Below are 23490 nucleotides of genomic sequence, written 5' to 3'. Positions count from 1 at the left end.
AAGGGACATGGCAAGCAACTCAGCCAACGGGTCGGCGGTACTGCCCGACTCGCAAAGCAAGCGCATCGCAGAATCACTCCTCGAAGGCTCCGGCATCGCCTTCAATGGCAGCAACCCTTGGGACATTCAGGTTCACGACCCCGCTTTTTTTGGCAAGGTCATTCGCGGTGGGTCGATGGCCCTCGGTGAAACCTACATGGAAGGGCTGTGGGATTGCGAGCAGATCGACGAGATGATTGTGCGCCTGCTCAACCATGGTCTGGGAGATCGTGCCGAAAGCCCGCTGCGACGTGCGCTGTATCAGTTGCAGTCAAACTTCATCAACCTGCAAAGCAAAACGCGCGCCTTTATCGTCGGTAAGCAGCACTATGATCTGGGCAACGATCTGTTCGAGCGCATGCTTGATTCCACCATGTGCTACTCGTGCGCTTACTGGAAAGATACCGACGATCTGCATCAGGCACAGCTCAACAAGCTCGATCTGGCGGCGCGCAAGCTGGGGCTGGAGCCGGGCATGAAGGTGCTGGACATCGGCTGCGGCTGGGGCAGCTTCGCTTACCATGCCGCCACTCACTATGGCTGTGAAGTGACTGGCATCACCATTTCCAGGGAGCAGGCCGAATACGCTCGCGGACGCTGCAAGGATCTGCCGGTCGAGATTATTCTTGAAGATTACCGTGACCTGACCGGTGAATATGACCGCATCGTCTCGATCGGAATGTTCGAACACGTAGGCCACAAAAATTACCGCACCTACTTCGAAGCGGCCAAAAAGCTGCTCAAGCCCGATGGCCTCTTTGTGCTGCACACCATCGGCAGTAACGGCACCAGCATTGGCGCGGACCCCTGGATCAACAAATATATCTTCCCGAACGGGGTGCTGCCCTCCGTTGTGCAGATCGCTCGTCCTACCGAAGACCTGTTTGTCATGGAAGACTGGCAAAACTTCGGCGCAGACTACGACCGTACCCTTATGGCGTGGTATGAACGCTTTGAACGCGCCTGGCCGGACGTGAAGCACAACTACAACGAGCGCACCTACCGGATGTTCCGCTACTATTTGCTGATCTGCGCTGGTGCCTTCCGTGCCCGCGATATTCAACTATGGCAGGTAGTCTTCTCCAATCGCCGCCCCGGTCGTTACGACGCACCGCGTTAACCCAGGCCAGCAAGACCGGATGCAGGAAGGGAGCCATCACTGGTTCCCTTCCTGCATTTTATGCGGTTATAACGCTCGTGCCAGCCCCCGCACTACTCTACGATCATGCGTGTGCCGGGAAACAGATTCAGGAAGTGGTGAATCAGCCACGCCACCACAACGGTTACGCTCAGGGCAAAGGCCACCGAGGTAATGCGATACAGATCGCTGTAGATCAGATCCTGATCCGGTTGCAGATACTGGCCGAACAGAATGGCGATGGTGGTCATGCAACCGAACCCGACGCCAGAGCCGACCTTCTCGGTGGCATGTATGCGTGCCGCCAGCATCAGCCCTATCCACAACAGCGGAATCACCAGCACCAGCTTGTTGAAGGCATCGTAAACCACCAGCTGGGCCACCAGCCCATAGCTACAGCCAAGAATGATGCCGGTCATTCGCCAACGCGCCGCTACCTTCACCCCGTCAAAGTGCATGGGAAACAGAATCAGAACGGTGGCCACCTGCGCCGACAGCGAATCCTGCAAATCAAATACCTGGAACACCACAAACGACAGCGTGGCACAGCTCGTGCCGAGCAGCGACTCGTGGCGGATGCGTGAAAGCGGCTTGGTTACCGCAGGCGGCGGCTGACGCGGTTCAACATCGGGGAATAGCCACGTCGCGAACAAGCTCAAGATCACCGACAGCGAACAGGCCGCCATGTTACTGGCGAGCAGATCGTGCAGGTCGGTCGATGGATAGCTGGCGAAGTGAAAGGTGACGCTTAGGCACACGATGCTCATCGCGCCGAACAGGAACAGAATTCCCCTGCTCATCAAGCGAAAACGCACATAGAAAAGCACGAACACCACGGCAGTCATGACCACCGGCATATGACTGAAGAATCCGGCAATCAGCGCCACTTCAACACTGTTGACCAGGGAGGAGACGACAATCTGACGCGCAACGTGGGCCGTCAGAACCGGCACCAGTGCCGTCAGCAGCAGCGGATAGACGCAGAAGAACACGCCGTAATTCAAGTCAAACAGCTTGCAGATAATGAAGCCCAGCGTTGCGGCCGTCGCAGCACGCAGACATTGGCGCAGATCGTTGGACGACAGCGGATGGTCGCGCAGCGGGAAGATATCGCCGCGCGTGATGCGTGCGATGCGCCCTCCTCCGCGTGCAGTTGCCTGCGATGACGACGGCTCAGTAGACATAGTGTACCCAGCTCACGAACCTGATTTGCACAGCACCGAACAGATGTGCCACGGGGTTGGCCCCCGGGTAGAGCTGCACGGTAGCGCGCGCGCCTGTGGAGAGCGGCGTAGCGGGCCACTCATCCAGCACCAGATGCACCCGCATGCGCTGAGCATCACGCACCCAGCGGTCGCTCTTGACCGGTGCGACCAGCGTACCGTCTGCCATGTACTGACCATCCTTGACGCCCGCGTCACGCGCACTCAGATGAGCCTTGAATACCTGTCCGGGCAGGCCATCAAACACCACCGCTGCCTGAGTCCCTTCCGCGCTGGTGCGCAGGCTCTTCTCACGGAAATCAGCGGTCAGATCAGGAATATCGCCCACCAGCGCCAGCGTGGCTGAACCGGTTGCCGCATAATCGCCGGGACTCAACTGAAGATTAGTGATAACGCCCGCGGTATCCGCTCGCACCTGGGTGTACGTGAGATTCAACTGCGCCGTGCTCACCGCATTCTCGGCCTGGCGCAAACGCAGGTTGTTACGGCCCGCTTCGCCACGATTGGCCCTTAACTGCTCCAGCGCTGCTTGTTTGGCTTCAACCGTAGCGTTATCGCTTTGATAACGGGCATCGGCCTGATCGCGCACTTGCCGCGAGATGCTGTTCTGCCCCGCCAGCGAGCGGTAACGCTGCAAATCGTGCAGGCTATTGGCCGCCGTGGACCTGGCCGCATTCAATTCGGCGCGCGCCGAGGCGATCTGGGCATCGAGCATGCGATTTTCGCGCTGCGCCTGCTCCAGATTCAGCTGTGCCTGCGCCAACGCCAACTGGTAAGGGCGATCATCAATCCGGTATAAAAGCGCCCCTTTCTCTACATGCTGATTGTTGTGCACCGCCACCCCTGTGACACGTCCACTCACCTGCGGCGCAACCGGCGTAACCAGGCGCAGCAAGCGTCCTTCTGGCGTAAGCGGCATATGGGTATCGGCAATGATGAAATAGACAAAAGCCAGCACGAACACGACGAGTGCAGCCTGCACCCAGCGGTTAAAGCGTTGTTCAGGAGTCATCCACGGTTTCCGGTGTTATAGGATCTTCACAATTTAATTAAAACGGTGGTTCATGCGCCGCCTTGCTTATCGTTATGCCCGTTACGCACAGCGCCTCTCTATCGCACCAGATTGCGCGATAGCTTCTGGAGCACGCGAGTGAAATGCCCCAGCTCTTCCTCGCTAATCCCCTCCAGCGTCTCCTTCACCACCTGCTGGCGCACCGCTTCGGCTTCTCTCTGTAGCGCACGGCCTGCCGGAGTAAAGTGCACCGTGCGGGCGCGTTTGTCTGAATCGCTGCGCTGGCGCACCACCAACCCTTGCGCTTCCAGCCGGTCAAGCGAGCGGGACAGCGACGGCATCTCGATACAGAGCGCCGACGCCAACAGCGATTGAATCACGCCCTCCCCCAGTCGCTCGATCTGCATGAGCACTTCCCAGCGGGACTGGGTAAGCCCCAGCGGTTGCATACGCTCATCAAGGTTGCTGCGCCAGCGGCGTGAAGCGCTGGCAAGCTGAAGCCCTAACGGTGCGTCGGGTGAGAAGTTGGAATCGAGCATGGGTCACCAATATTTACTTCGCTAAGTAAAAATGATGTTAACAAAAAATGAAGGGCGCTTCGATACCAAGGAATAAGACGGTTTCGGGGCGTGTCGTGTGGCACAAAAGGGCGCTGGGTGGCATAGTAATGAACTTGTTTCTTGCATCCGCATTTTTCTTGAGCGGCATGCGTTGACCACCATTACGAGGTTTCGACACACATCATGTTTGAGGGTATCGCACGAGTTCCGGGAGACGCCATTTTAGGTCTTATTGACGCGTTCAATAATGACACCAATCCCAACAAGGTTGATTTGGGCGTTGGGGTCTATCGCGACACTCAAGGTCATACTCCAATTCTCGCCAGCGTCAAGGCAGCGGAACAGCGCTTGCTGGAGAACGAAGCCACCAAATCGTATATCGGTTCGCACGGCGACCCTCTCTATACCGATGCCGTCCTCAAACTGGTGCTGGGCAGCGCTTCGCCAGTACTCGCGCAGCAGCGTGCCAGCGCCACCCAGTCTCCCGGCGGTACAGGCGCCCTGCGTCTCGCAGCCGACTTCATTCGCTTCAATCTGGGCGAACGCGGCATCTGGGTTTCCAACCCTACCTGGCCTAATCACCTGGGCATTTTTGAAGCCGCCGGTTTGACGCTTCACCACTACCCCTACGTGAGCAGCGACAACCGCCTCGACTTCGAAGGCATGCTGGCTGCCCTTGAAAAGGCCCCCCAGGGCGATGTCGTGCTGCTGCACGCCTGCTGCCATAACCCCAGCGGTTTCGATCTGGACAAACAGCAGTGGCAACAGGTGCTTGAGCTGGTCAAGCGCCGCCAGCTACTGCCGCTGATCGACTTCGCTTACCAGGGCTTCGGTGATGGGCTGAATGAAGACGCCTACGGTGTCCGTTTGCTGGCTGAATCCCTCGACGAAGTGATTATCACCAGCTCCTGCTCGAAGAATTTTGGCATTTACCGCGAGCGTACCGGCTGCTTTATTTTGGTCGCCCGCGATCATGAGCAGATGGAAAATGTACGCTCTCAGGCCGCGATTACCGCACGGGAAAACTACTCCAACCCGCCCGCGCACGGTGGCGCTGTCGTGGCTGAAATTCTCAACGACGCTTCTCTGGCCGAACAGTGGGAAGGTGAAGTCGAAGCAATGCGCAGCCGCATCGCCGATCTGCGTACCGCCTTTGTTGATGCGCTGGAGCCTTATGGCCTTAAGGAGCGTTTCGCCTTTATTCGCGAGCAGCGTGGCATGTTCTCCTATACCGGCCTGAGCGCCGAGCAGGTCGAGCGCCTGCGCAAGGAGTTCGGCATCTATATGGTCGGCTCAGGGCGTGCCAATGTTGCCGGTCTCTCCAGCGATTGCCTTGATTACGTTGCCAAGGCGTTCGCTGAGGTATGCCGCTAGGCAAGCGCTCGCGCTAGCGTAATAAGCGCCGCTCCCGGAAGCACTCGGCGGTGCACACTCTGCCAGAGTGGGTCATCTCTCTGGTGAATGGCTGAGTTCGGTACCCCACCGAGCTCGGCCTTTTTGCGCCTTCCTGCTTCATTTTTTGGCGGCGCTACCCAGGATAAGGGTCTGGTCTGCTGATGGCGACATGTTCAACGTCTGCTGCGTTAACAACAGACTCCTGGCCCTTATCCTGAATGACCGCTATTTTTTCTCTTGTACCGATAGCGCGCTGTTGTGCCCTGACGGCTCGCTCGACAGATCAAGGAACTCTCCATGGACAAGGCAGCGCGACTGCTACTGTTTGCTGATGTCGTCGATGCAGGTAGTTTTACGGCAGCGGCGGATCACCGCAACGTCAATCGCTCGGTGATTTCCAAGCAGATTGGAAAGCTCGAAGAGGAGCTGAGCGTGCGGCTCTTCAACCGCTCGACGCGCAGCGTTTCATTGACCGGTATCGGCCAGTCCATCTATCCCCATGCACTGAAGATGCGTGAAGAGCTGGAAGCGGTGGAAGAGATCGCGCAGGTCAGTCAGAAGGAGCCGCGCGGCACCCTGAAACTGTCGGTGCCCAGCAACTTCGGTCATCACGTATTACCGCAGGTACTGCTTGAGTATCTGAAACTTTACCCCAAGGTGCGCGTGGATTTGCGTCTCGAAGACAACATCGTGGATCTGATTGGTGGCGGTTACGATTTCGCCATTCGCATCTCCCAGCCACGAGATTCCTCGCTGATTGCCCGCCCCCTGGCGCGTAACCGCACCCTGCTGGTGGCAGCGCCAGAGTTTATCGAGCACTACGGCACCCCCACCACGCTGGCCGAACTGCTGGCGACTCCCGCCGTTATCTATAGCCGAGAAGGGCTTGTTCAGGATCACATCGAATATCTCAATGACCACGGGGTAATAGAGAAGGCGCCGCTCACCTCCCGCTATCGGGCCAACGACCCTGAACTGCTGCTCGGCGCAGTGCTCGATGGATTGTGCTTCGCGCTCATGCCTGCCTTTAGTGTCGGTGACGATATCGCCGCGGGGCGACTGGTGCCATTGCTGCCACAATTGAAGCTGATTACGCGCGCGGATATTCATATGGTCTATCCGCACCGTCAGTTTCTGACCCAGAAAACCCGTGGCTTCATCACCTGCCTGCAAAATGTGGTAGGCAACGACCTGCCGGCGTGGGAGCGCAAGATAGAGGGCTTCGATAACATGTACGGCTTTATCGCTGGGCGCGCGCCCTCGATCTTTGATATGCCGATCAGCCCCGGTGATCACTCGCCGCTGTAGGTGTCACTCATCACCCAGCGCACATGAAAGCCTTACGCTACGGCGGCCGCTCCATTCGGAGCAGCCGCCGTATTCACTAGCTCAGACAACACAGTCAGGAACATTTACAACGTAGCGAGGCCGCGCGCCAGATCCTGCTTGAGATCATCCACGTCTTCCAGACCTACGGCAACGCGAATCAGGCCCGGTGCAATATTGGCAGCGGCTTTCTCTTCTTCCGACAGCTTGGCGTGGGTTGTGGTCGCCACATGGGTGATGGTGGTTTTGGTATCGCCCAGATTGCCGGTAATCGAGACAATCCGAGTAGCATCAATCACCTTCCAGGCCCCCTCCTGGCCGCCCTTCACCACAAAACCGAGCACCGCTCCGAAGCCTGACTGCTGGCGCTTGGCAAGCTCGTGCTGCGGATGGCTTTCAAGCCCGCCAAAATAGACCTTTTCAACCTGCGGCTGCTGCTCCAGCCAGCGCGCCAGTTCCAGCGCGTTATCGCAGTGAGCACGCATGCGCAGCTTGAGCGTCTCCAGCCCCTTGAGGAAAATCCAGGCGTTGAAGGGGCTGATGCTGGTACCGCAAGTACGCACCACGCCCAGCATCTCCTCCATGTCAGCATCGTCATTACCGACAATGGCACCGCCGATGGCACGCCCCTGACCATCAATGAACTTGGTCGCCGAATGCACCACCAGATCGGCTCCCAGCTTGAGCGGCTGTTGCAGTGCTGGCGTGCAGAAGCAGTTGTCGATCACCAGCTTGATGCCGTGACGATGGGCGACCTCCGCCAACTCAGCGATATCCACCAGCTCCGCCAACGGATTGGAGGGGGTTTCAGCGAAGAACAGCTTGGTATTCGGTGAGATGGCACGTTCCCACCCACCGACATCGGAAAGTGCTACATAGCGCACCTTGATGCCGAGTTTGGAAAAATACTTGTTGAACAGGCTGATGGTGGAGCCAAACAGCGAGCGCGAAGCCACGATTTCATCGCCCTGCTGCAAAAGGGCCAGCCCCATGGTCAGAATTGCGCCCATTCCCGAGCCTACTGCTACTGCCCTTTTTCCGCCCTCGAGCGCCGCCAGACGCCGTTCAAAGGTTTGGATGGTAGGGTTGGAGAAGCGCGAGTAGACATTGCCCGCTTCCTTGCCGATAAACTTGGCGGCCGCTTCAGCCGCGCTGTTATATACAAAGCTGGAAGTAGTGAAGATCGGCTCGCCATGCTCTTGCTCATTGGTGCGACGCTGGCCGCCACGCACGCCAAGTGTGGCGAAGGAAAATTCCTCGTCCTCTGGAAACTGGATACCCATGCCTGATCTCCTTGCGGCAAGAGACCGCCTGAAAAGCGGTCTCGATGGTAAAAATAGTGCGCGATGCGACGCTGGCATCTATCCAGCGTAGTGATTGCACCACCGCGCAACAGTAGGAAATGATAATAGCGAGAAGATAACGCTACTCTTCATCGCTTTCATTTTGCAACTCAAGCACCGCACCATCGTTGCGCTGATGCTTGGCTGAATCACTGCGCGACAGCTCAAGGTCGGCCAGATATTCAGCATCGATGTCACCCGTCACGTAGCGACCGTCAAACACCGAACAATCGAACTCTTTCAGCTCGGGATTGACTTCACGGCACGCATCCTTGAGATCGTCGAGCTGCTGATAGATCAAACGGTCTGCGCCGATAAGATCGCCTATCTCCTGCTCGGTGCGCCCGTGACCGATCAGCTCCATGGCGACCGGCATATCAATACCGTAGACGTTGGGATAGCGCACGGCGGGCGCTGCCGATGCGAAATAGACCTTCCTGGCCCCCGCTTCACGCGCCATCTGAATAATCTCGTTGCAGGTAGTGCCACGCACGATGGAGTCATCCACCAGCAGCACATTCCTGCCTTCGAATTCAGTGTCAGCGGTGTTGAGCTTCTGCCGCACGGATTTCTTGCGCATGGTCTGGCCGGGCATGATAAAGGTGCGCCCGATATAGCGGTTCTTGATAAAGCCTTCACGATAGGTCACCCCCAGCGCTTGCGCCATCTCCAGCGCGGCGGTACGGCTGGTATCGGGAATCGGAATCACCACATCAATATCGTGATCGGGCCACTCGCTCTTCAGGCGCTCGGCGAGCTTGGTGCCCATATGCATACGGGTGCGATAGACGCTGGCACCATCAATGATGGAGTCGGGGCGCGCCAGATACACGTATTCGAAAATACAGGGGGTGAAGGCTTGCCCTTCAATGCACTGGCGAGTGTGCAACTGACGATGTTCGTCGATGAATATCGCTTCACCCGGCCCTATATCGCGAATCAGCTCGAAGCCCGCCACATCCAGCGCCACCGACTCGGAAGCAATCATGTATTCAGGGCCATCGGAAGTGTCACGCTTGCCAAACACCACCGGACGAATACCGTTGGGATCGCGGAATGCGACCATGCCCAGATTGTTGATGATCGCCAGCGCAGCATACCCCCCGCGACAGCGCTGATAGACGCGGCTGATCGCGGAAAACACGTTATCAGCCGACAGCCCATGGCCTTCCTTGCCCAGCTCATGCGCCAGTATGTTGACCAGCACTTCCGAATCGGAGGTCGTGTTGATATGGCGCAGATCGGTGCGGAACAGCTCTTCCTTCAACTCGGCACAGTTAGTGAGGTTGCCGTTGTGCACCAGCGCGATACCGTGCGGCGAATTGACATAAAACGGCTGGGATTCAGCCTCGGAAGCCGATCCGGCAGTCGGGTAGCGCACATGCCCAATGCCCACGTTGCCACTCAACCGCTTCATGTGACGGGTGCGTATAACGTCGCGCACCAGCCCATTACCCTTGCGCAGTAGAAAGTGCCCCTCGTCCAGGGTCACCATGCCGGCGGCATCCTGTCCACGGTGTTGAAGCACTGTCAGGGCATCGTACAACACCTGATTGACTCGAGAGTTCGCCACCACGCCTACAATACCGCACATCGCGTTAATTCCTCACTGTTTGGGAGAAGTTGTCGAGTGACTCGACCTCATCCGGAAGTCCGGAGTGATCAGCGGACTGACCTTGTTTCAATTGCTGGTAGCGCGTTGCTATCTCGGCCTGCAAAAGCGAGACCGTCGGCCTGAGCGCAGCCTGCTGCCAGGCGGGTGTTTCAGCCACAGGAGTCAGCGGAATCAATACTCCTATCAGAGCAATAATGACCGCCCCCTTCACTGCACCAAACACACCGCCCAGCACACGGTTAAAGCTGCCCATGCCAGCCCACGACACCACTGCATTGAGAAAACGCATACACAAGCCGCCCGCGACAATGACACCAAAGGCCACGATCACAAACCCCACGACGGTGCGCAGCAGCGCGTTCTCGATGTAGTCCGTCAATAAAGCACCGGTTTCAACGCAAAAGGCCCGGGCTACCAGTAGTGCGACGATCCACACTACCAACCCGAGCCCTTCACGAATCAGTCCGCGTACGATTCCCATCAGTACGCACATGGCGAGAATGGCGACAAAGCCCCAATCAAGCCATGTAAAGGTCATCCAGCGTTACCACCACTATGTACAACGAAGCCGTTGATGTTGGCTTTCTGTTGTAGCTGAGTACGCGCACTCTCGCCAGCACCGGAGCTATTGTACGGGCCAACCAGCACTACCTTGTTGGCGCCGCGCGAGATCTGATAGGCGTTGAAACCAAGACCTTTCAGACGCTTGACCAGGTTGTCAGCGTTGGCAGCATTGCCAAAGCTGCCGGCCTGTACCGACCAGCGACCGCTGGCAGAAGCACCAGAGGCGCTGCTGCGGCTGCCATTGGAGTCATAGCGATTGGCGGCGGCCAGAATCGGGTCAGAAGAGGCCATGGAGCTACCGCTATTTCTCTGCGCAGAGCTTCCCTGCGAAGAACTCTTCGGCTGGGCATTGCTGGCAGTTGATGAACGACTGGCCGTCGAGTTGCTGGCGGTCGCGTTGCGTGAACTTGAACTGCTGTTGGAACGCTGCGACTCTGCTGGCTGCTGAGAATGCGCAGGTTCACGGTGTGCCGGACGCTGGGGAGGAGTAGCAGGCTGCTGCTGCGACTGCGCACTGCTCTCGTGAACCGGCTGAGAAGGCTCCATCTGGTGCGATTGCGCCGCTGCGGCACTACCTTCCCCACTATCAGGAGAGGCGTTGCCATTGCTGCCCTGCTGCGCCTGAGTCACGGAAGCCTGAGCGTCGGGGTTGATATCCTGTGGGCCTTCACTTCCAGGGAGAAGCTGGCTGTACTGGGAAACGTCGGAACCCGCACCATCACCCTGAGGCTGCTGACCTTCGTTACCGTCGCCATTGCTGGCCTGCTGATCGTCCGGCACATCAATCTGTTCTTCATTGATGGTCATGCTGGGCGCCTGACCAGAGCCTTCCTTTTTACCGGAGCCACCGACAAACATTGGCACGACAATAATCGCCAGGGCGACGAGAATCGCACCACCAATGATCCTTTCCTTCATTCCGTTTCTCATCCACCTACTCCTTGACTGCGCTTGTTCAGCCACTCCAGTGCCGCCGCAACGGTCACGAAGGAACCACACACCAGCACTTCCCAGTCGGCCAGCGCCTCGTTTTTATCAATCCATGTCAAAGCGTCCGTTACGCTGGACGCTTCGAAAAACACCTGGCCTCCCTCCGCAGCCACCCGCTCGGCAAGGGTGGCCGCGCTGCGCCCGCGTTCTCCTTCAATAGTGGCACAGACCCAGCCATCAATCACTGGTGCAAGCTCCGCCACTACCGAATTGGCATCCTTGTCGCCCAACATGGCCAGCAGGGCAAGACGCCCCTGCGGCACAGGCTCGCTGGCAAGCCTGCGAGCCACCCAGCCAGCGGCATGCGGGTTGTGCGCAACATCAAGACGCCAGCGCCCGATGCGCTGCATTCTGCCCGGCAGCGATAGCGACTCAAAGGCCCGGCATATCTGCGCCTGACTCGGCTCAATGCCTGCAAGCATCAGTGCCTGCAAGGCGCTGGCTGCATTATCAAGCGGTAGCTGCGGCTGCGCCAGCTGCTCAAGATGACACTGCTGCCCCTCGGCATTGATACCGTGCCAATCAAGCCCGGCTACACCGGCAGCATAGTCGAAGGTCGTCCCGAGTGTCGCCACTACCCGCATTCCTATCTGCTCGGCATAGGCGCTGACACTATCGGGAAGGGTGCGACTGCCCAGCACCGCCGCGCCACCGGAGCGCATGATACCGGCCTTTTCACGCCCGATCACGGAGATATCGGTGCCCAGATAGTCGGCGTGATCGAGGGCGATAGTGGTAACAACAGCCACATCGGCGTCAAAGATGTTGACCGCATCCAGACGCCCGCCCAGCCCCACTTCCAGTATCGCTATATCCGGTGCCTGCTGGCGAATGATCAGCGCTGCCGCCAGCGTGCCTGTTTCGAAGTAGCTCAGGCTAATGGCCGGCTCCGCAAGGCGGGCCTGCTCAATACGCTCGAAGGCCGCTACCAGCGCGGCATCGGAGACTTCAAGGCCGTTGATGCGCACACGCTCGTTGTAGCGCAGCAAATGCGGCGAGGTATAACAGACCGAAGTGAGACCACACGCCCGCGCACAGGCGTCGAGCATGGCAACCGTGGAGCCTTTGCCGTTGGTCCCTGCCACGCTAATGACACGCGGCGCCAGCGGTTGGTCGAGCAAGCCTAGCCTGCGCGCCACTTCACCCACCCGCTCAAGGCCGAGATCAATGGCCGAGGAGTGCTGGTGCATCAAGCGCTCAAGCCACTGCTCAAGCGTTGCACTGCTATCTGTCATGCTGCGGCCCTATCGCCATGCCACCGTCAATATGATCACTCATCCGGAGCGTCAGGCCAGTCCTGAACCGCAGGTTCTGCCGGCTGAATCGCGGGGGCTACCGATTTGTGCTGCATCTTGCGCAGCACCCGTCCGAGCGTTTCGCGCAGCTCGTTACGGTGAACGATCATATCGACAGTACCGTGCTCCAGCAGGAATTCGCTGCGCTGGAAGCCTTCCGGCAACTTCTCGCGCACGGTCTGTTCGATAACGCGCGGCCCGGCAAAGCCGATCAGGGCGTTGGGTTCCGCAATATTCAGATCGCCCAGCATCGCCAGTGATGCCGAGACGCCACCAAACACAGGATCGGTGAGCACTGAAATATAGGGCACGCCCGCATTTTTCATACGCTCCAGCGCGGCAGAGGTTTTCGCCATCTGCATCAGCGAAAACAGCGCTTCCTGCATGCGCGCACCGCCACTGGCCGCGAAGCATATCAGCGGAATTCGTTTCTCCAGCGCCAGCTCGGCAGCACGAGCGAATTTCTCGCCCACGACCGAGCCCATCGAGCCGCCCATGAAGCTGAACTCGAACGCCACTGCGACCACATCCAGGCCGTTGAGCGTGCCGTGCATGGCGATCAGTGCATCGTTTTCACCGGTGCTCTTCTGAGCCGCCGCGAGACGATCCTTGTAACGCTTGGAATCCTTGAACTTGAGCCGATCCACTGGCTTCAGGTCTTCCAGCAGTTCGGCGCGTCCTTCTTCATCGAAGAACCAGTCCAGACGTGCCCGTGCACCCATGCGCAGATGGTGATCACATTTGGGGCAGACATTCTGATGGTGTTTGAGTTCGGGAAGGTAAAGCACCGCTTCACACTTGGGACACTTGGTCCACAGCCCGTTGGGAATACTCTGGCGCCGGTCAGCCTGACGCGTGCGGCCCATCGACGGTACAATTTTGTCCAGCCAGCTCATGAACTCTGGATATCCTTGATACATTGTGGCTTCGCACAAGCGAAGCACTGACAAAAAACGGGCGCTAACATCACCACTCTATTTCCGCTGGATGCGTACTCTGCACTGCCTTGAAGGTAGCGCACGGCGCAACTCAGCGACGCCCAGCGCAGCACGCTGAAATTGGCGATAGAGCACAGCGCGTGCCACGCATTGTAACGGTGACACGGGGTAAAGTGGTAGTGCCCAGCCACTATGATAATTGGTCGGCAGCCGCAACCGCCGCCGCAAAGTCATTCATGCGTTCAGCATCCTTGATGCCTGGCGCACACTCTATGCCGCCTGACACATCAACGGCAAAGGGGCCAACCTGCTGGATGGCGCTTGCCACATTCGTGCCATCAAGCCCTCCAGCCAAAATAATGCGCGGCGCTAACCACTCGGGAATACGCTGCCAGTCGAAGCGCTCACCGGTGCCGCCCGGCAGCGCCGGGTGCCAGGCATCCAGCAGCAGCCCCTGTGCATACTGAAAGCGCTCACTCTCACGCGCCAGATCAATATCGCTTGCCATGCGCAGCGCCTTGATCCACGGCAGCGGCGAGCACTGGCACGCTTCAGGGGATTCATTGCCATGCAACTGCAACAGGTCGAGATGGGGCGCGGCCTGCTCAATAAAGGACAGCGGAGCATCAACAAACAGCCCGACGCGCGTCACAAAAGGCGGCACACTCTGTGCAAGCTCAGCCAGCCGCTCGATGCTGACCGCCCGCTTGCTGCCCGGCCACAGCACAAAGCCCAGCGCATCGGCACCTGCCGCCACTGCTGCCTTGATATCCTGTTCACGGGTTAGTCCACAGAACTTGATTCGGGTTCTCACGCCTGATCCTCCTGACGGCCCTGCGCCAAATGCTCGGCAATACGCGCGCGGCGCTGCTCAAGGTAATGACCGATCGGCACCTCGCGCTCACCGCTCCATTCCCCGAGAAAGGCCAGCGCTACTGGCCCCAGTGGGGTAGCGGGAAGCTCCTCGCTGGCAGCGTAGCGTGCATCCACAAAATGCAGCCCGCTGGCAGGTGCCGTAGCTCCCGCCTCGGCACGCACACCCGCCTTCAATAGCTCCCCGCACCATTCAACGGGGTAGCGCTGATCGCCAATCGCGAGCAGTGTACCTGCGATATTACGAATCATATGGTGAAGGAAGGCGTTGGCCTGAACGTCGATCACGACCAGCGGCCCATAGCGATTGACCTCAATGAAATGGAGGTGACGCCAGGGGGTACTGGATTGACAGCGCGCCGCACGGAAAGCCGAAAAATCGTGTTCGCCCACCAGCACCTGTGCAGCCTGATGCATGCGCTCGGCATCCAGCAGCGTGCGGTGCCAGGTTAATAGCTGGCGGTCGAGAGCGGGCGCTCGCGCACTATTGTAGATAACGTAGCGGTAGCGTCGCGCAATGGCGCTGGCACGCGAATGGAAATCGTCACTCACCGACACTGCCCAGTGCACTCTGATATCACGCGGCAGGTTGGCATTCACGCCCATCACCCAAGCTTTCTGGCTGCGCGCAGACGGCGCATCAAAGTGAGCAATCTGGCGGCAGGCATGGACACCACTATCGGTGCGTCCACTTGCCGACAGTTCAACCGGCGCACGCGCCACCTTTGCCAGCGCTTCTTCCAACGACTGCTGAATGGAAGGAGCATGCTTGAGCCGCTGCCAGCCACAGTAGGCAGTCCCTTCATATTCAATGCCCAGGGCAATGCGCCCGGTCAGCGGCGTGCGTTCATCAAGCTTGGCAAAAAGCGACATCTGGGTTCCGCAACAGAGTAACGACAATAACGCCGGAGATAGGCGTCGAAGAAGGCGGGAATTATCGCTGACCTGTAGAGGCTTCGCAAACCACCTCGCTATCCCATTGGTCGATAGCTCGGTACAGCGTGTGGCAGGTCAGGCAGGTGCGATCCATATGCGGAAGGTGAAACGCATCAAAGGAAGTGGCCGCTGCGGCGGGTTTGCACGGCAGCAGAAAGCGCTCAGCAGCAGGGGCCGGCGATGGTGACGAGATACCATCGCCGGGCTCTGTCCCGTTAGTTCGCCTTCTGCGGATAATTGAAGGTAAAGCTTTGAGTGAAGGGGGTAAACCACTGTTCGATGCCGGTTTCCTTGCCGACGTGGCGCTGGTAGCCGTTGTCATCCGGCGCGCTGTATTTGAAGATCACGGTATAGCGCCCTTTGCCGTCCAGTTTGACGGAATTGGCATAGTGCGGCCCATCAGCCGCCGACATCGGCAGCAAGCGACCGAATTCAAGGTACTTATCATCCCCTTCCTTGCGAATCACGTAGTCAACGCTCATGTAAGGAACCCAACTGCCTTCGCTGTATCCCCAAGGGTTATCCTTCAGCGCATGTACGTCGGTCTCAAGATGAACAACGTCCTTGTCCATCGCCATGGAGACCGGCATCGGCGAGGTAGAGATATTTTCAAGATAGGCGGAAGCGATTTCCAGATGATGATGCGTGACAGGACCGCCGATCGGAAACTCTTCTGCCTGAGCTGCGCTGCTTGCCAGCCCCATACCTATTGCTGCCGCGACGACGGCTGTTGTTAACCTTGCCATGTTTTTCTCGCTGATGAGGTGAATCTGAGTGCTCGATTTATTAAATGATATTAATTATCATTATCAATGAAGCACCAATGGCACACCAATGTCAACGCAAAAAAATCGAGCGACCGCCCTGGGCGTACCGGCACGCTCCCTTCCTGGAAGAAAAACTCCCCGCAGAGCGGGATTCTGCGAGGAGTTGTCATCAGCACTTAACGATGAATATCACTCATCCATGGCGCTGTTTAAGAATATCCAGCATGCGGCGCAACGGCTCGGCAGCGCCCCACAAGAGCTGATCGCCTACCGAGAAGGCCGACAGATATTCGTCGCCCATGGCAAGCTTGCGCAGGCGCCCGACCGGCACCTTCAGCGTGCCCGTGACCGCCGTGGGGGTCAGTTGCTCAAGGGTCTGCTGCTTGTGGTTGGGCACCACCTGCGCCCATTGGTTATGCTCGGCGATACGGTTTTCGATCTCGTCAAGCGGTACGTCGTGCTTGAGCTTGATGGTAAACGCCTGAGCATGGCAGCGCATCGCACCGATTCGCACGCAGGTGCCGTCGATGGGCACAGTGCCGGGGGCCAGCCCCAGAATCTTGTTGGTTTCGGCTCCGCCCTTCCACTCTTCCTTGCTCTGGCCGTTGTCCAGCTCAACGTCGATCCAGGGCAGCAGCGACCCCGCCAGCGGCGCACCGAAACGGTCAGTAGGCAGCGTGCCGTCCCGCATCGCGGCGGTCACCTTGCGATCAATGTCCAAAATGGCACTGGCCGGCTGATCCAGTTCAGCGTTGGCCGCCTGCCCCAGCGCGCGCATCTGCACCAGCAGCTCACGCATGTTCTGGGCACCAGCACCCGAAGCCGCCTGATAGGTCATGGAAGTGGCCCACTCCACCAGCCCCGCGTCAAACAGCCCGCCCAGTCCCATCAGCGCCAGGCTAACGGTGCAGTTACCGCCTGCGAAGGTGGTAATACCGGCATCAAGCCGCTGGTCAATCAAGTTGCGGTTCACCGGATCAAGCACGATCACCGCATCATCGGCCATGCGCAGGGTACTGGCGGCATCAATCCAGTAGCCGTTGAAGCCCGCTTCACGCAGCGCCGGATAGATCGCCTTGGTGTAATCGCCACCCTGGCAGGTAATAATGACATCGACGGATTTCAGCGCCTGAATATCGTGGGCATCCTTTAACGCAGGTACTTCCACACCGATATCAGGGCCTGCCTGCCCTGCCTGTGAGGTGGAGAAAAATACCGGTTCGATACCGTGAAAATCCTGTTCTTCGAGCATCCGTTGCATCAGCACGGAGCCCACCATTCCTCGCCAACCGACGAATCCTACCCTGAGCATAATGTTCTCGACCCTACTGTACGGGAAGTGGCTGCTTCCCTGCTGGTTATCCTGTGATACGGCAACCAGTATGACGCCTGATAAGCGAACGCGCATCCCATCACGAGATGCGCGCAGTTAAATTCATGCCGCAGCGCCTGGGGCGCTGCTTTGCATTAGGAAGCCAGAGCGCTGACCACCGCATCGCCCATTTCGCTGGTGGAGACGACCGCTTCGCCCTCACCCGCGATGTCAGCGGTACGCAGGCCATCGTCGAGCACCTTGCCAACGGCGGCTTCGATACGCTCTGCCAGCGCGGGCTGATCCAGCGTATAGCGCAGCATCATCGCAACCGACAAAATGGTGGCCAGCGGATTGGCTATTTCTTTTCCAGCAATATCAGGCGCACTGCCGTGAATCGGTTCGAACATGCCCTGGCCCTTGTCGTTCAAGGAAGCAGAGGGGAGCATACCGATCGAACCGGTCAGCATCGAGGCTTCATCGGAGAGAATATCGCCGAACATGTTGCCGGTCACGATAACGTCGAACTGCTTCGGTGCGCGTACCAGCTGCATGGCGGCGTTATCGACATACATGTGGGAAAGCTCGACATCGGGATAGTCGCTTGCCAGCTCTTCCATGACTTCCCGCCACAGAATGGTAGCTTCCAGTACATTGGCCTTGTCGACCGAACACACCTTCTTGTTACGCTTTTGCGCCATCTCGAAGGCAACCCGACCGATGCGGCGCACTTCGTTTTCATCATAGATATAGGTGTTGTAGCCGTAGCGCGTACCGTCTTCGCGGGTTTCGATACCGCGCGGCTGTCCGAAATAGATGCCGCCGGTCAGTTCACGCACGATCATGATATCCAGCCCCGACACCACTTCAGGCTTGAGCGCTGATGCCGATGCCAACTGCGGGTACAGAATCGCGGGGCGCAGATTACCGAACAGATTCAGCGCTTTGCGGATACCCAGCAGCCCTTTTTCAGGACGCTTGGAGATATCTTCCAGCTTATCCCACTTGGGCCCACCTACGGCACCGAGCAGCACCGCATCGGCGGCCTTGGCAGCCGTGACGGTCGCTTCGGGAAGCGGTTCACCGGTGGCGTCGATAGCGTCGCCGCCCACCTTGCCGTATTCAAGCTCTACGTCGAAACCGTGCGGCTTCAACGCCTCGATCACCTTGATCGCTTCGCGGGTAATTTCAGGCCCGATACCATCACCGGGCAACACCAGAATTTTCTTCGTCATTTCCATTCCTTGAACTGTCACTTCGTCGCCCACAGCACCAGCATGTCGGTGGTAAACGAGCCATCCGTATCAATATCGAAAGCGTCGCGCACTTCCTGCCCCACATCCTGCTGCAAGCGACGAATCGCGTCGCGCATCACGTCGGGGGTTTTCATACGCTCAATCCAACTAGAGAAGTCGAGGCGCAGCTTCTGGCGCTGCGTCGCGGTTACATCAAGCCCCGCCTCGCCGACCTGCCGTGTCCACTCGCCCACGCTGTAATCACGCACATGGCTGGTGTCACGCAGCATCTCGACGGTTTGTAAAAAGCTGTCAAAGAGCGGCTGCCCTGACGCCACCACATCAATGAAGGCTGCCACGCCACCGGGCTTGAGCACGCGCCGGACTTCGCGCAGTGCCGCGCCGAGATCGCGCCAGTGATGGGCCGAAAACCGGCTTATCACCACGTCGAAACTGGCCTCGTCAAAGGGTAGCGCCTCCGCTACTCCCTGCACGGTGCAAATATTGTCGTATTCACGCTCGCGCGCTGTCTCTGCGACCACCGCCAGCATGCGCGGCGATAGGTCATACGCCGTCATTTCGCCCGCCAGATCCGCCAACTGAAAGCTGACATGACCCGCACCACAGCCGAGATCAAGCACGCGCGGCGATGCCATCCTGCTCACCCGCTCACGCAGCGCCTGAAACTCCTCGCCCTGGGCATGCACCTGACTCGTCAGATAGGCCGCCGCCTGACCGCCGAACTGACGCTCGACCACGGCACCATGACTGGCCCCTTCAGTGGGCTTAGGCATCGCGAAACAGCCATGGCTGCTCGGTCTTGTGCTGCGCTTCAAAGGTACGGATGGCGTCGGCCTGCTCCAGCGTGATGCCAATGTCATCAAGACCATTTTGCAGACAGTATTTGCGGAATGAATCTACCTCGAACGGAATCTGTTCCCCGCTGGGCGTGATAACGTTCTGGCCGTCGAGATCGACATCAAGACGATAGCCTTCGTTGGCTTCAACTTCCTTGAACAGACGATCGACGGTCTCTTCATCAAGGGTAATCAGCAGCAGGCCGTTCTTGAACGCATTATTGAAGAAGATGTCGGCAAAGCTCGGCGCGATAATCACCTTGAAGCCAAAATCTTCCAGCGCCCAGGGCGCGTGCTCGCGCGAGCTGCCGCAGCCAAAGTTACTGCGCGCCAGCAGCACACTGGCACCTTCATAGCGCGGCTGATTCAGCACAAAATCGGGATTTTTCGGACGCTGACTGCAATCCTGCCCAGGATAGCCTTCATCGAGATAGCGCAGCTCGTCGAACAGATTGGGGCCGAACCCCGAGCGCTTGATTGATTTCAAGAACTGCTTGGGAATAATCAGGTCAGTATCGACGTTGGAGCGATCCAGCGGTGCTACCAACCCTTCCTTACGTACAAACTTCTGCATGGTACCTCTCCGAATGGGTTAGGCGCTGACCGCTGCGCGGGGAGCCTGATCAAAATCGCGCACATCAACAAAATGACCGGCAATGGCAGCCGCTGCCGCCATCGCGGGGCTGACCAGGTGGGTACGGCCACCGTAGCCCTGACGCCCTTCGAAGTTGCGGTTCGAGGTGGAAGCGCAGTGTTCACCCGCCCCCAGCTTGTCGGCGTTCATGGCCAGACACATGGAGCAGCCCGGTTCACGCCATTCAAAGCCCGCTTCCTTGAAAATGCGGTCAAGCCCTTCCTTCTCAGCCTGCTTTTTCACCAGACCCGAGCCTGGCACCACCATCGCCAGCTTGACGCTGGAGGCGACCCGACGGCCCTGGGCCACCTTGGCCGCTTCACGCAGATCTTCAATGCGCGAGTTGGTGCACGAGCCAATGAAAACGCAATCGAGCTTGATATCAGTGATCGCCTGATTGGCCTCAAGCCCCATGTATTCCAGGGCGCGCTCAATACCGCGACGCTTGGTAGCATCGCTCTCCTGCGCAGGATCAGGCACGGAGTCGTGCACGCCTGCGACCATTTCCGGGCTGGTGCCCCAGGTCACCTGCGGTTCGATCTCGGCGGCATCAAGTTCGACGATCTTGTCGAAGTGCGCGCCCTCATCGGAGACCAGATTGCGCCAGTAGGCGACGGCCGCGTCCCACTGCTCGGCGCGGGGGGCGAAGGGACGATTGCGAATATAGTCAAAGGTAGTCTCATCGGCAGCCACCAGACCAACGCGCGCACCTGCTTCAATCGACATGTTGCAGATGGTCATACGGCCTTCCATCGACAGGTCGCGAATAGCTGAACCGGCAAACTCAATGGCGTAGCCAGTACCGCCCGCCGTGCCAATCTTGCCGATCACCGCCAGCACGATATCCTTCGCGGTAACCCCACGCCCCAGTTCACCCTCGACACGCACCTGCATGTTTTTCATCTTGCGCTGAAGCAGGCACTGGGTCGCCATCACATGTTCGACTTCGGAGGTGCCGATGCCGTGAGAAAGTGCGGCGAAGGCTCCGTGCGTGGAGGTGTGCGAGTCGCCGCAGACCACTGTCATGCCGGGCAGCGTCGCGCCCTGCTCCGGCCCCACCACATGAACGATGCCCTGGCGCAGATCGTTGATCGAATAAAGCTCGATACCAAAGCTTTGGCAGTTGTCATCCAGCGTCATCACCTGGATGCGCGAGACGTTGTCCTTGATGCCATCCACCCCTTCGCTGCGCTCCAGCGAAGTAGTCGGCACGTTATGGTCAGCCGTTGCCAGGTTGGCATCCAGACGCCACGGTGTGCGCCCCGCCAGCCGCAGCCCCTCAAACGCCTGGGGCGAAGTGACTTCATGCAGCAACTGGCGGTCGATGTAGAGCAGTGACGTGCCATCGTCACGGGTGCTCACCAAATGCGCTTGCCACAACTTGTCGTACAATGTCTGGGCGGCCATCGCCTATCTCCTCGTTAACGGCCCTTGACGCCACGGTTGTTCAAGGGCTGCCGAATCCTGCTTAACATTATGAATGCGACCATTGGATCAAAAAAGGCACTTAATTTCAACCTCTAGCCAATAAACGGCAACTTTATGCCTTGTTTTCCTTCATTAAAGCAACTTATACAGAGATTGATCGGGGGCTTGGATAAAAACCATGCATGTTCTTCGCCCGTCGCCTTCTCCAATGGCAGCACACATCTTCCAGTGAAGCCTTCTGCCCCCCCTACTGGCGCATTGATGAAGCCTGGCAAGTGCGGCTTTTTTACTGACTTCCCTCTATTTGGCCCGACCAGTCACCCGCAAGCGGCTGACACGCGAGAAGCCAAGGGAGGAATCTCTCGGCGCTCGAAGCATTAGAGCAAGGCCGAAGGAAGGTGTTGCTTCGCGTGCGATAGATTATTGCGCTGACGGCACACAGCGAACCGCGATTACCCTCCACTGCTCATAAACCGCACCACACTGCGCGCTATTGCGCTTTATCGTTATCGTACCTGGCACACGCAACCATGCACTGGTAGCCGCATGACGGGATTTCCCGGGTAATGGCGTTTCCAGGCCGATAGCAAACACAATCGTATTACTGGCATACTTCACGGCAGGATAGTGCAATAACGACATAATCGCCTTTTGGCTCATTATCGGGAACGCGCCGCGTGACAATTTCCACCCGCTGCCGGTGCACTTGTGAGTACCTTTCCTTCACCCTCTCGGTACGTCAGCCAACAATAACAACGGGAACAACACCACAATGAAATCATTGCTCGCCATGGCATCGCTCGCTGCGCTGCTGCCTTCTCTCGCCTGTGCCCAGCAGGAAGTCGATACCCATAAACTCGCCAGTGTGCCGGCACAAAGCAAATCCAGCCCCTATATGTCGGAGTGGCTGACCCAGCACATCAATGTGATTGGCAGTCACGATATTCGCTTTGGGCCTCAGCCGGTCGATGATGTCTATCTTGAATATGAATTCATGGGCCGCAAGGGGCCATGGGATCTCTATGGCTATATTGATATGCCAAGGTTCGTGGGGATTGGTAACGGAGCAGACAAGGGCGCCTGGAATGATGGCTCGCCGCTGTTCTGGGAGTTAGAGCCGCGCCTGTCGATTAACCATCTGACCGGCAAGGATCTGAGCATCGGGCCGTTCAAGGAGTTCTATATTGCAGCGGATGATGTCTTTGATCTCGGCCATAACCGCGATGGACGCCAGCACACGCTCTATATCGGATTAGGCACCGATATTGATACCCACAGCCGCGTTAATTTGTCGTTTAACTTTTATGGACGGCGTCAGTTCGAAAACTATCGCGCCAGTAATGAGAACAGTTGGGACGGTTATCGCGCACAGGTGAAATATATTGTGCCGCTTACGCAGCTCGCCGACGCCGACCTGACCTGGGTGGGCTTCACCAATTATGATTTCGGCTCCAATCTCGACAAGGATAACCCCGGCGTGCGCACCTCCACCGCCTGGGTATCCACCAACGTACTCTCCCTGTCATGGACGCACTGGGCCGTTAGCGTAGTGGGCCGCTATTTCCACAATGCCAGCAACTTCCGCTCCGGCGCCGATCTTGGCAGCTTCAAGGCCAAAACGACCGGCTGGGGCGAATACTTTATTGTGACCTATAGCTTTTAATCGCCTTCCGCCCAAACACTTCTATGGTGTTATGGGCGGAGTTTCTCGCTGTTAGAGCACTGCGTCTAAAAGAAGAAATATCCACACTTCATAAGTAGCGGCATCCGTCTTCTACGCGAGAATGTCACGCAGCAACAACACTCGCCGCCTTCCTGTCAGGGATATGCTGGAAGAAGTCGCATGAGCGGATTTTCCATGCCCATATCTCGGTATTTCTGAGCGGTTATCACTAAAAGGGTGGATATCTGCTTGTTAATGTCGTGACAGCGCCGCTCAGGATGGAGAGAAGCAAATAAGGCGGAGCGCTGTAATAAACGCAAAACGCTGAATCCGACTGTCGATGAGAG

General features: G+C 58.1%; 21 protein-coding genes. 4 read left to right on the top strand and 17 right to left on the bottom strand.

The window, feature by feature from the left end:
- The first annotated feature begins 7 nt into the window (after nucleotides 1-7).
- Entirely contained in the window at nucleotides 8-1159 is a 1152-nt protein-coding gene (gene cfa / locus L881_RS0106380) for a cyclopropane fatty acyl phospholipid synthase (RefSeq protein ID WP_025732872.1), read from the top strand.
- Between the two features lie 92 nt (nucleotides 1160-1251).
- Here cfa and L881_RS0106375 read toward each other — a convergent pair whose 3' ends face one another.
- The 3 genes from L881_RS0106375 to L881_RS0106365 all read right to left on the bottom strand — a co-directional run bounded on the left by L881_RS0106375 (nucleotide 1252) and on the right by L881_RS0106365 (nucleotide 3951).
- Entirely contained in the window at nucleotides 1252-2361 is a 1110-nt protein-coding gene (locus L881_RS0106375; RefSeq protein ID WP_084055419.1) for a DUF2955 domain-containing protein, read from the bottom strand.
- The gene (locus tag L881_RS0106370; protein WP_025732870.1) at nucleotides 2351-3412 is read right to left on the bottom strand and encodes an HlyD family secretion protein; all 1062 of its coding nucleotides are present in this window, start codon (nucleotides 3410-3412) and stop codon (nucleotides 2351-2353) included. Before L881_RS0106370 ends, L881_RS0106375 begins: the two co-directional genes overlap by 11 nt.
- Before the next feature lie 98 nt (nucleotides 3413-3510).
- The gene (locus L881_RS0106365) at nucleotides 3511-3951 is read right to left on the bottom strand and encodes a MarR family transcriptional regulator (RefSeq protein WP_025732869.1); all 441 of its coding nucleotides are present in this window, start codon (nucleotides 3949-3951) and stop codon (nucleotides 3511-3513) included.
- Between the two features lie 204 nt (nucleotides 3952-4155).
- On the opposite strand from L881_RS0106365, the gene L881_RS0106360 reads away from it, so the two are divergent.
- Both L881_RS0106360 and L881_RS0106355 read left to right on the top strand, forming a co-directional pair.
- Nucleotides 4156-5346, top strand: coding sequence for an amino acid aminotransferase (locus tag L881_RS0106360; RefSeq protein ID WP_025732867.1), 1191 nt, complete (start codon nucleotides 4156-4158; stop codon nucleotides 5344-5346).
- A 318-nt stretch (nucleotides 5347-5664) separates the two neighbouring features.
- Nucleotides 5665-6675: a LysR family transcriptional regulator gene (locus L881_RS0106355; RefSeq protein WP_025732866.1), complete on the top strand. Its 1011-nt coding sequence runs from the start codon at nucleotides 5665-5667 to the stop codon at nucleotides 6673-6675.
- 104 nt (nucleotides 6676-6779) lie between these two features.
- On the opposite strand, the gene L881_RS0106350 is transcribed toward L881_RS0106355, so the two are convergent.
- The 14 genes from L881_RS0106350 to leuC form a co-directional block, all read right to left on the bottom strand.
- Nucleotides 6780-7976: an O-succinylhomoserine sulfhydrylase gene (locus L881_RS0106350; protein WP_025732865.1), complete on the bottom strand. Its 1197-nt coding sequence runs from the start codon at nucleotides 7974-7976 to the stop codon at nucleotides 6780-6782.
- 142 nt (nucleotides 7977-8118) lie between these two features.
- Nucleotides 8119-9630, bottom strand: coding sequence for an amidophosphoribosyltransferase (gene purF, locus L881_RS0106345; protein ID WP_025732864.1), 1512 nt, complete (start codon nucleotides 9628-9630; stop codon nucleotides 8119-8121).
- A 4-nt stretch (nucleotides 9631-9634) separates the two neighbouring features.
- The gene (locus L881_RS12935; RefSeq protein WP_025732863.1) at nucleotides 9635-10189 is read right to left on the bottom strand and encodes a CvpA family protein; all 555 of its coding nucleotides are present in this window, start codon (nucleotides 10187-10189) and stop codon (nucleotides 9635-9637) included.
- Nucleotides 10186-11145 (bottom strand): SPOR domain-containing protein, encoded by a 960-nt coding sequence (locus L881_RS13405; protein WP_025732862.1) that lies wholly within the window; start codon nucleotides 11143-11145, stop codon nucleotides 10186-10188. The genes L881_RS12935 and L881_RS13405 overlap by 4 nt, the downstream gene beginning before the upstream one ends.
- Entirely contained in the window at nucleotides 11142-12440 is a 1299-nt protein-coding gene (gene folC, locus L881_RS0106330; RefSeq protein ID WP_025732861.1) for a bifunctional tetrahydrofolate synthase/dihydrofolate synthase, read from the bottom strand. Before folC ends, L881_RS13405 begins: the two co-directional genes overlap by 4 nt.
- 35 nt (nucleotides 12441-12475) lie before the next feature.
- Nucleotides 12476-13396: an acetyl-CoA carboxylase, carboxyltransferase subunit beta gene (gene accD / locus L881_RS0106325; RefSeq protein WP_025732860.1), complete on the bottom strand. Its 921-nt coding sequence runs from the start codon at nucleotides 13394-13396 to the stop codon at nucleotides 12476-12478.
- A gap of 232 nt (nucleotides 13397-13628) precedes the next feature.
- Nucleotides 13629-14252, bottom strand: coding sequence for a phosphoribosylanthranilate isomerase (locus L881_RS0106320; RefSeq protein ID WP_025732859.1), 624 nt, complete (start codon nucleotides 14250-14252; stop codon nucleotides 13629-13631).
- Nucleotides 14249-15184: a tRNA pseudouridine(38-40) synthase TruA gene (truA, locus tag L881_RS0106315; RefSeq protein ID WP_025732858.1), complete on the bottom strand. Its 936-nt coding sequence runs from the start codon at nucleotides 15182-15184 to the stop codon at nucleotides 14249-14251. The genes L881_RS0106320 and truA overlap by 4 nt, the downstream gene beginning before the upstream one ends.
- A gap of 278 nt (nucleotides 15185-15462) precedes the next feature.
- Nucleotides 15463-15993, bottom strand: a complete 531-nt coding sequence (locus L881_RS0106310; RefSeq protein ID WP_025732857.1) for an iron transporter — start codon at nucleotides 15991-15993, stop codon at nucleotides 15463-15465.
- Between the two features lie 214 nt (nucleotides 15994-16207).
- Complete coding sequence (gene asd / locus L881_RS0106305) at nucleotides 16208-17326, bottom strand: aspartate-semialdehyde dehydrogenase (protein ID WP_025732856.1); 1119 nt, start codon at nucleotides 17324-17326, stop codon at nucleotides 16208-16210.
- Nucleotides 17327-17481: 155 nt separating this feature from the next.
- A complete protein-coding gene (leuB, locus tag L881_RS0106300; RefSeq protein WP_025732855.1) occupies nucleotides 17482-18561 on the bottom strand; it encodes a 3-isopropylmalate dehydrogenase in 1080 nt (359 codons plus the stop codon).
- A gap of 17 nt (nucleotides 18562-18578) precedes the next feature.
- Nucleotides 18579-19355, bottom strand: a complete 777-nt coding sequence (locus L881_RS0106295) for a class I SAM-dependent methyltransferase (protein ID WP_025732854.1) — start codon at nucleotides 19353-19355, stop codon at nucleotides 18579-18581.
- The gene (leuD, locus tag L881_RS0106290; RefSeq protein ID WP_025732853.1) at nucleotides 19348-19992 is read right to left on the bottom strand and encodes a 3-isopropylmalate dehydratase small subunit; all 645 of its coding nucleotides are present in this window, start codon (nucleotides 19990-19992) and stop codon (nucleotides 19348-19350) included. Before leuD ends, L881_RS0106295 begins: the two co-directional genes overlap by 8 nt.
- A gap of 18 nt (nucleotides 19993-20010) precedes the next feature.
- Nucleotides 20011-21459: a 3-isopropylmalate dehydratase large subunit gene (gene leuC / locus L881_RS0106285; protein ID WP_025732852.1), complete on the bottom strand. Its 1449-nt coding sequence runs from the start codon at nucleotides 21457-21459 to the stop codon at nucleotides 20011-20013.
- A gap of 793 nt (nucleotides 21460-22252) precedes the next feature.
- On the opposite strand from leuC, the gene tsx reads away from it, so the two are divergent.
- Complete coding sequence (tsx, locus tag L881_RS0106280; RefSeq protein WP_025732851.1) at nucleotides 22253-23143, top strand: nucleoside-specific channel-forming protein Tsx; 891 nt, start codon at nucleotides 22253-22255, stop codon at nucleotides 23141-23143.
- The last annotated feature ends 347 nt before the right edge of the window (nucleotides 23144-23490 follow it).

Source organism: Carnimonas nigrificans ATCC BAA-78, assembly GCF_000526695.1.
GTDB lineage: Bacteria > Pseudomonadota > Gammaproteobacteria > Pseudomonadales > Halomonadaceae > Carnimonas > Carnimonas nigrificans.
Note: the sequence above shows the minus strand (reverse complement) of the source record. Positions and strands in the feature narration are given on the sequence as shown.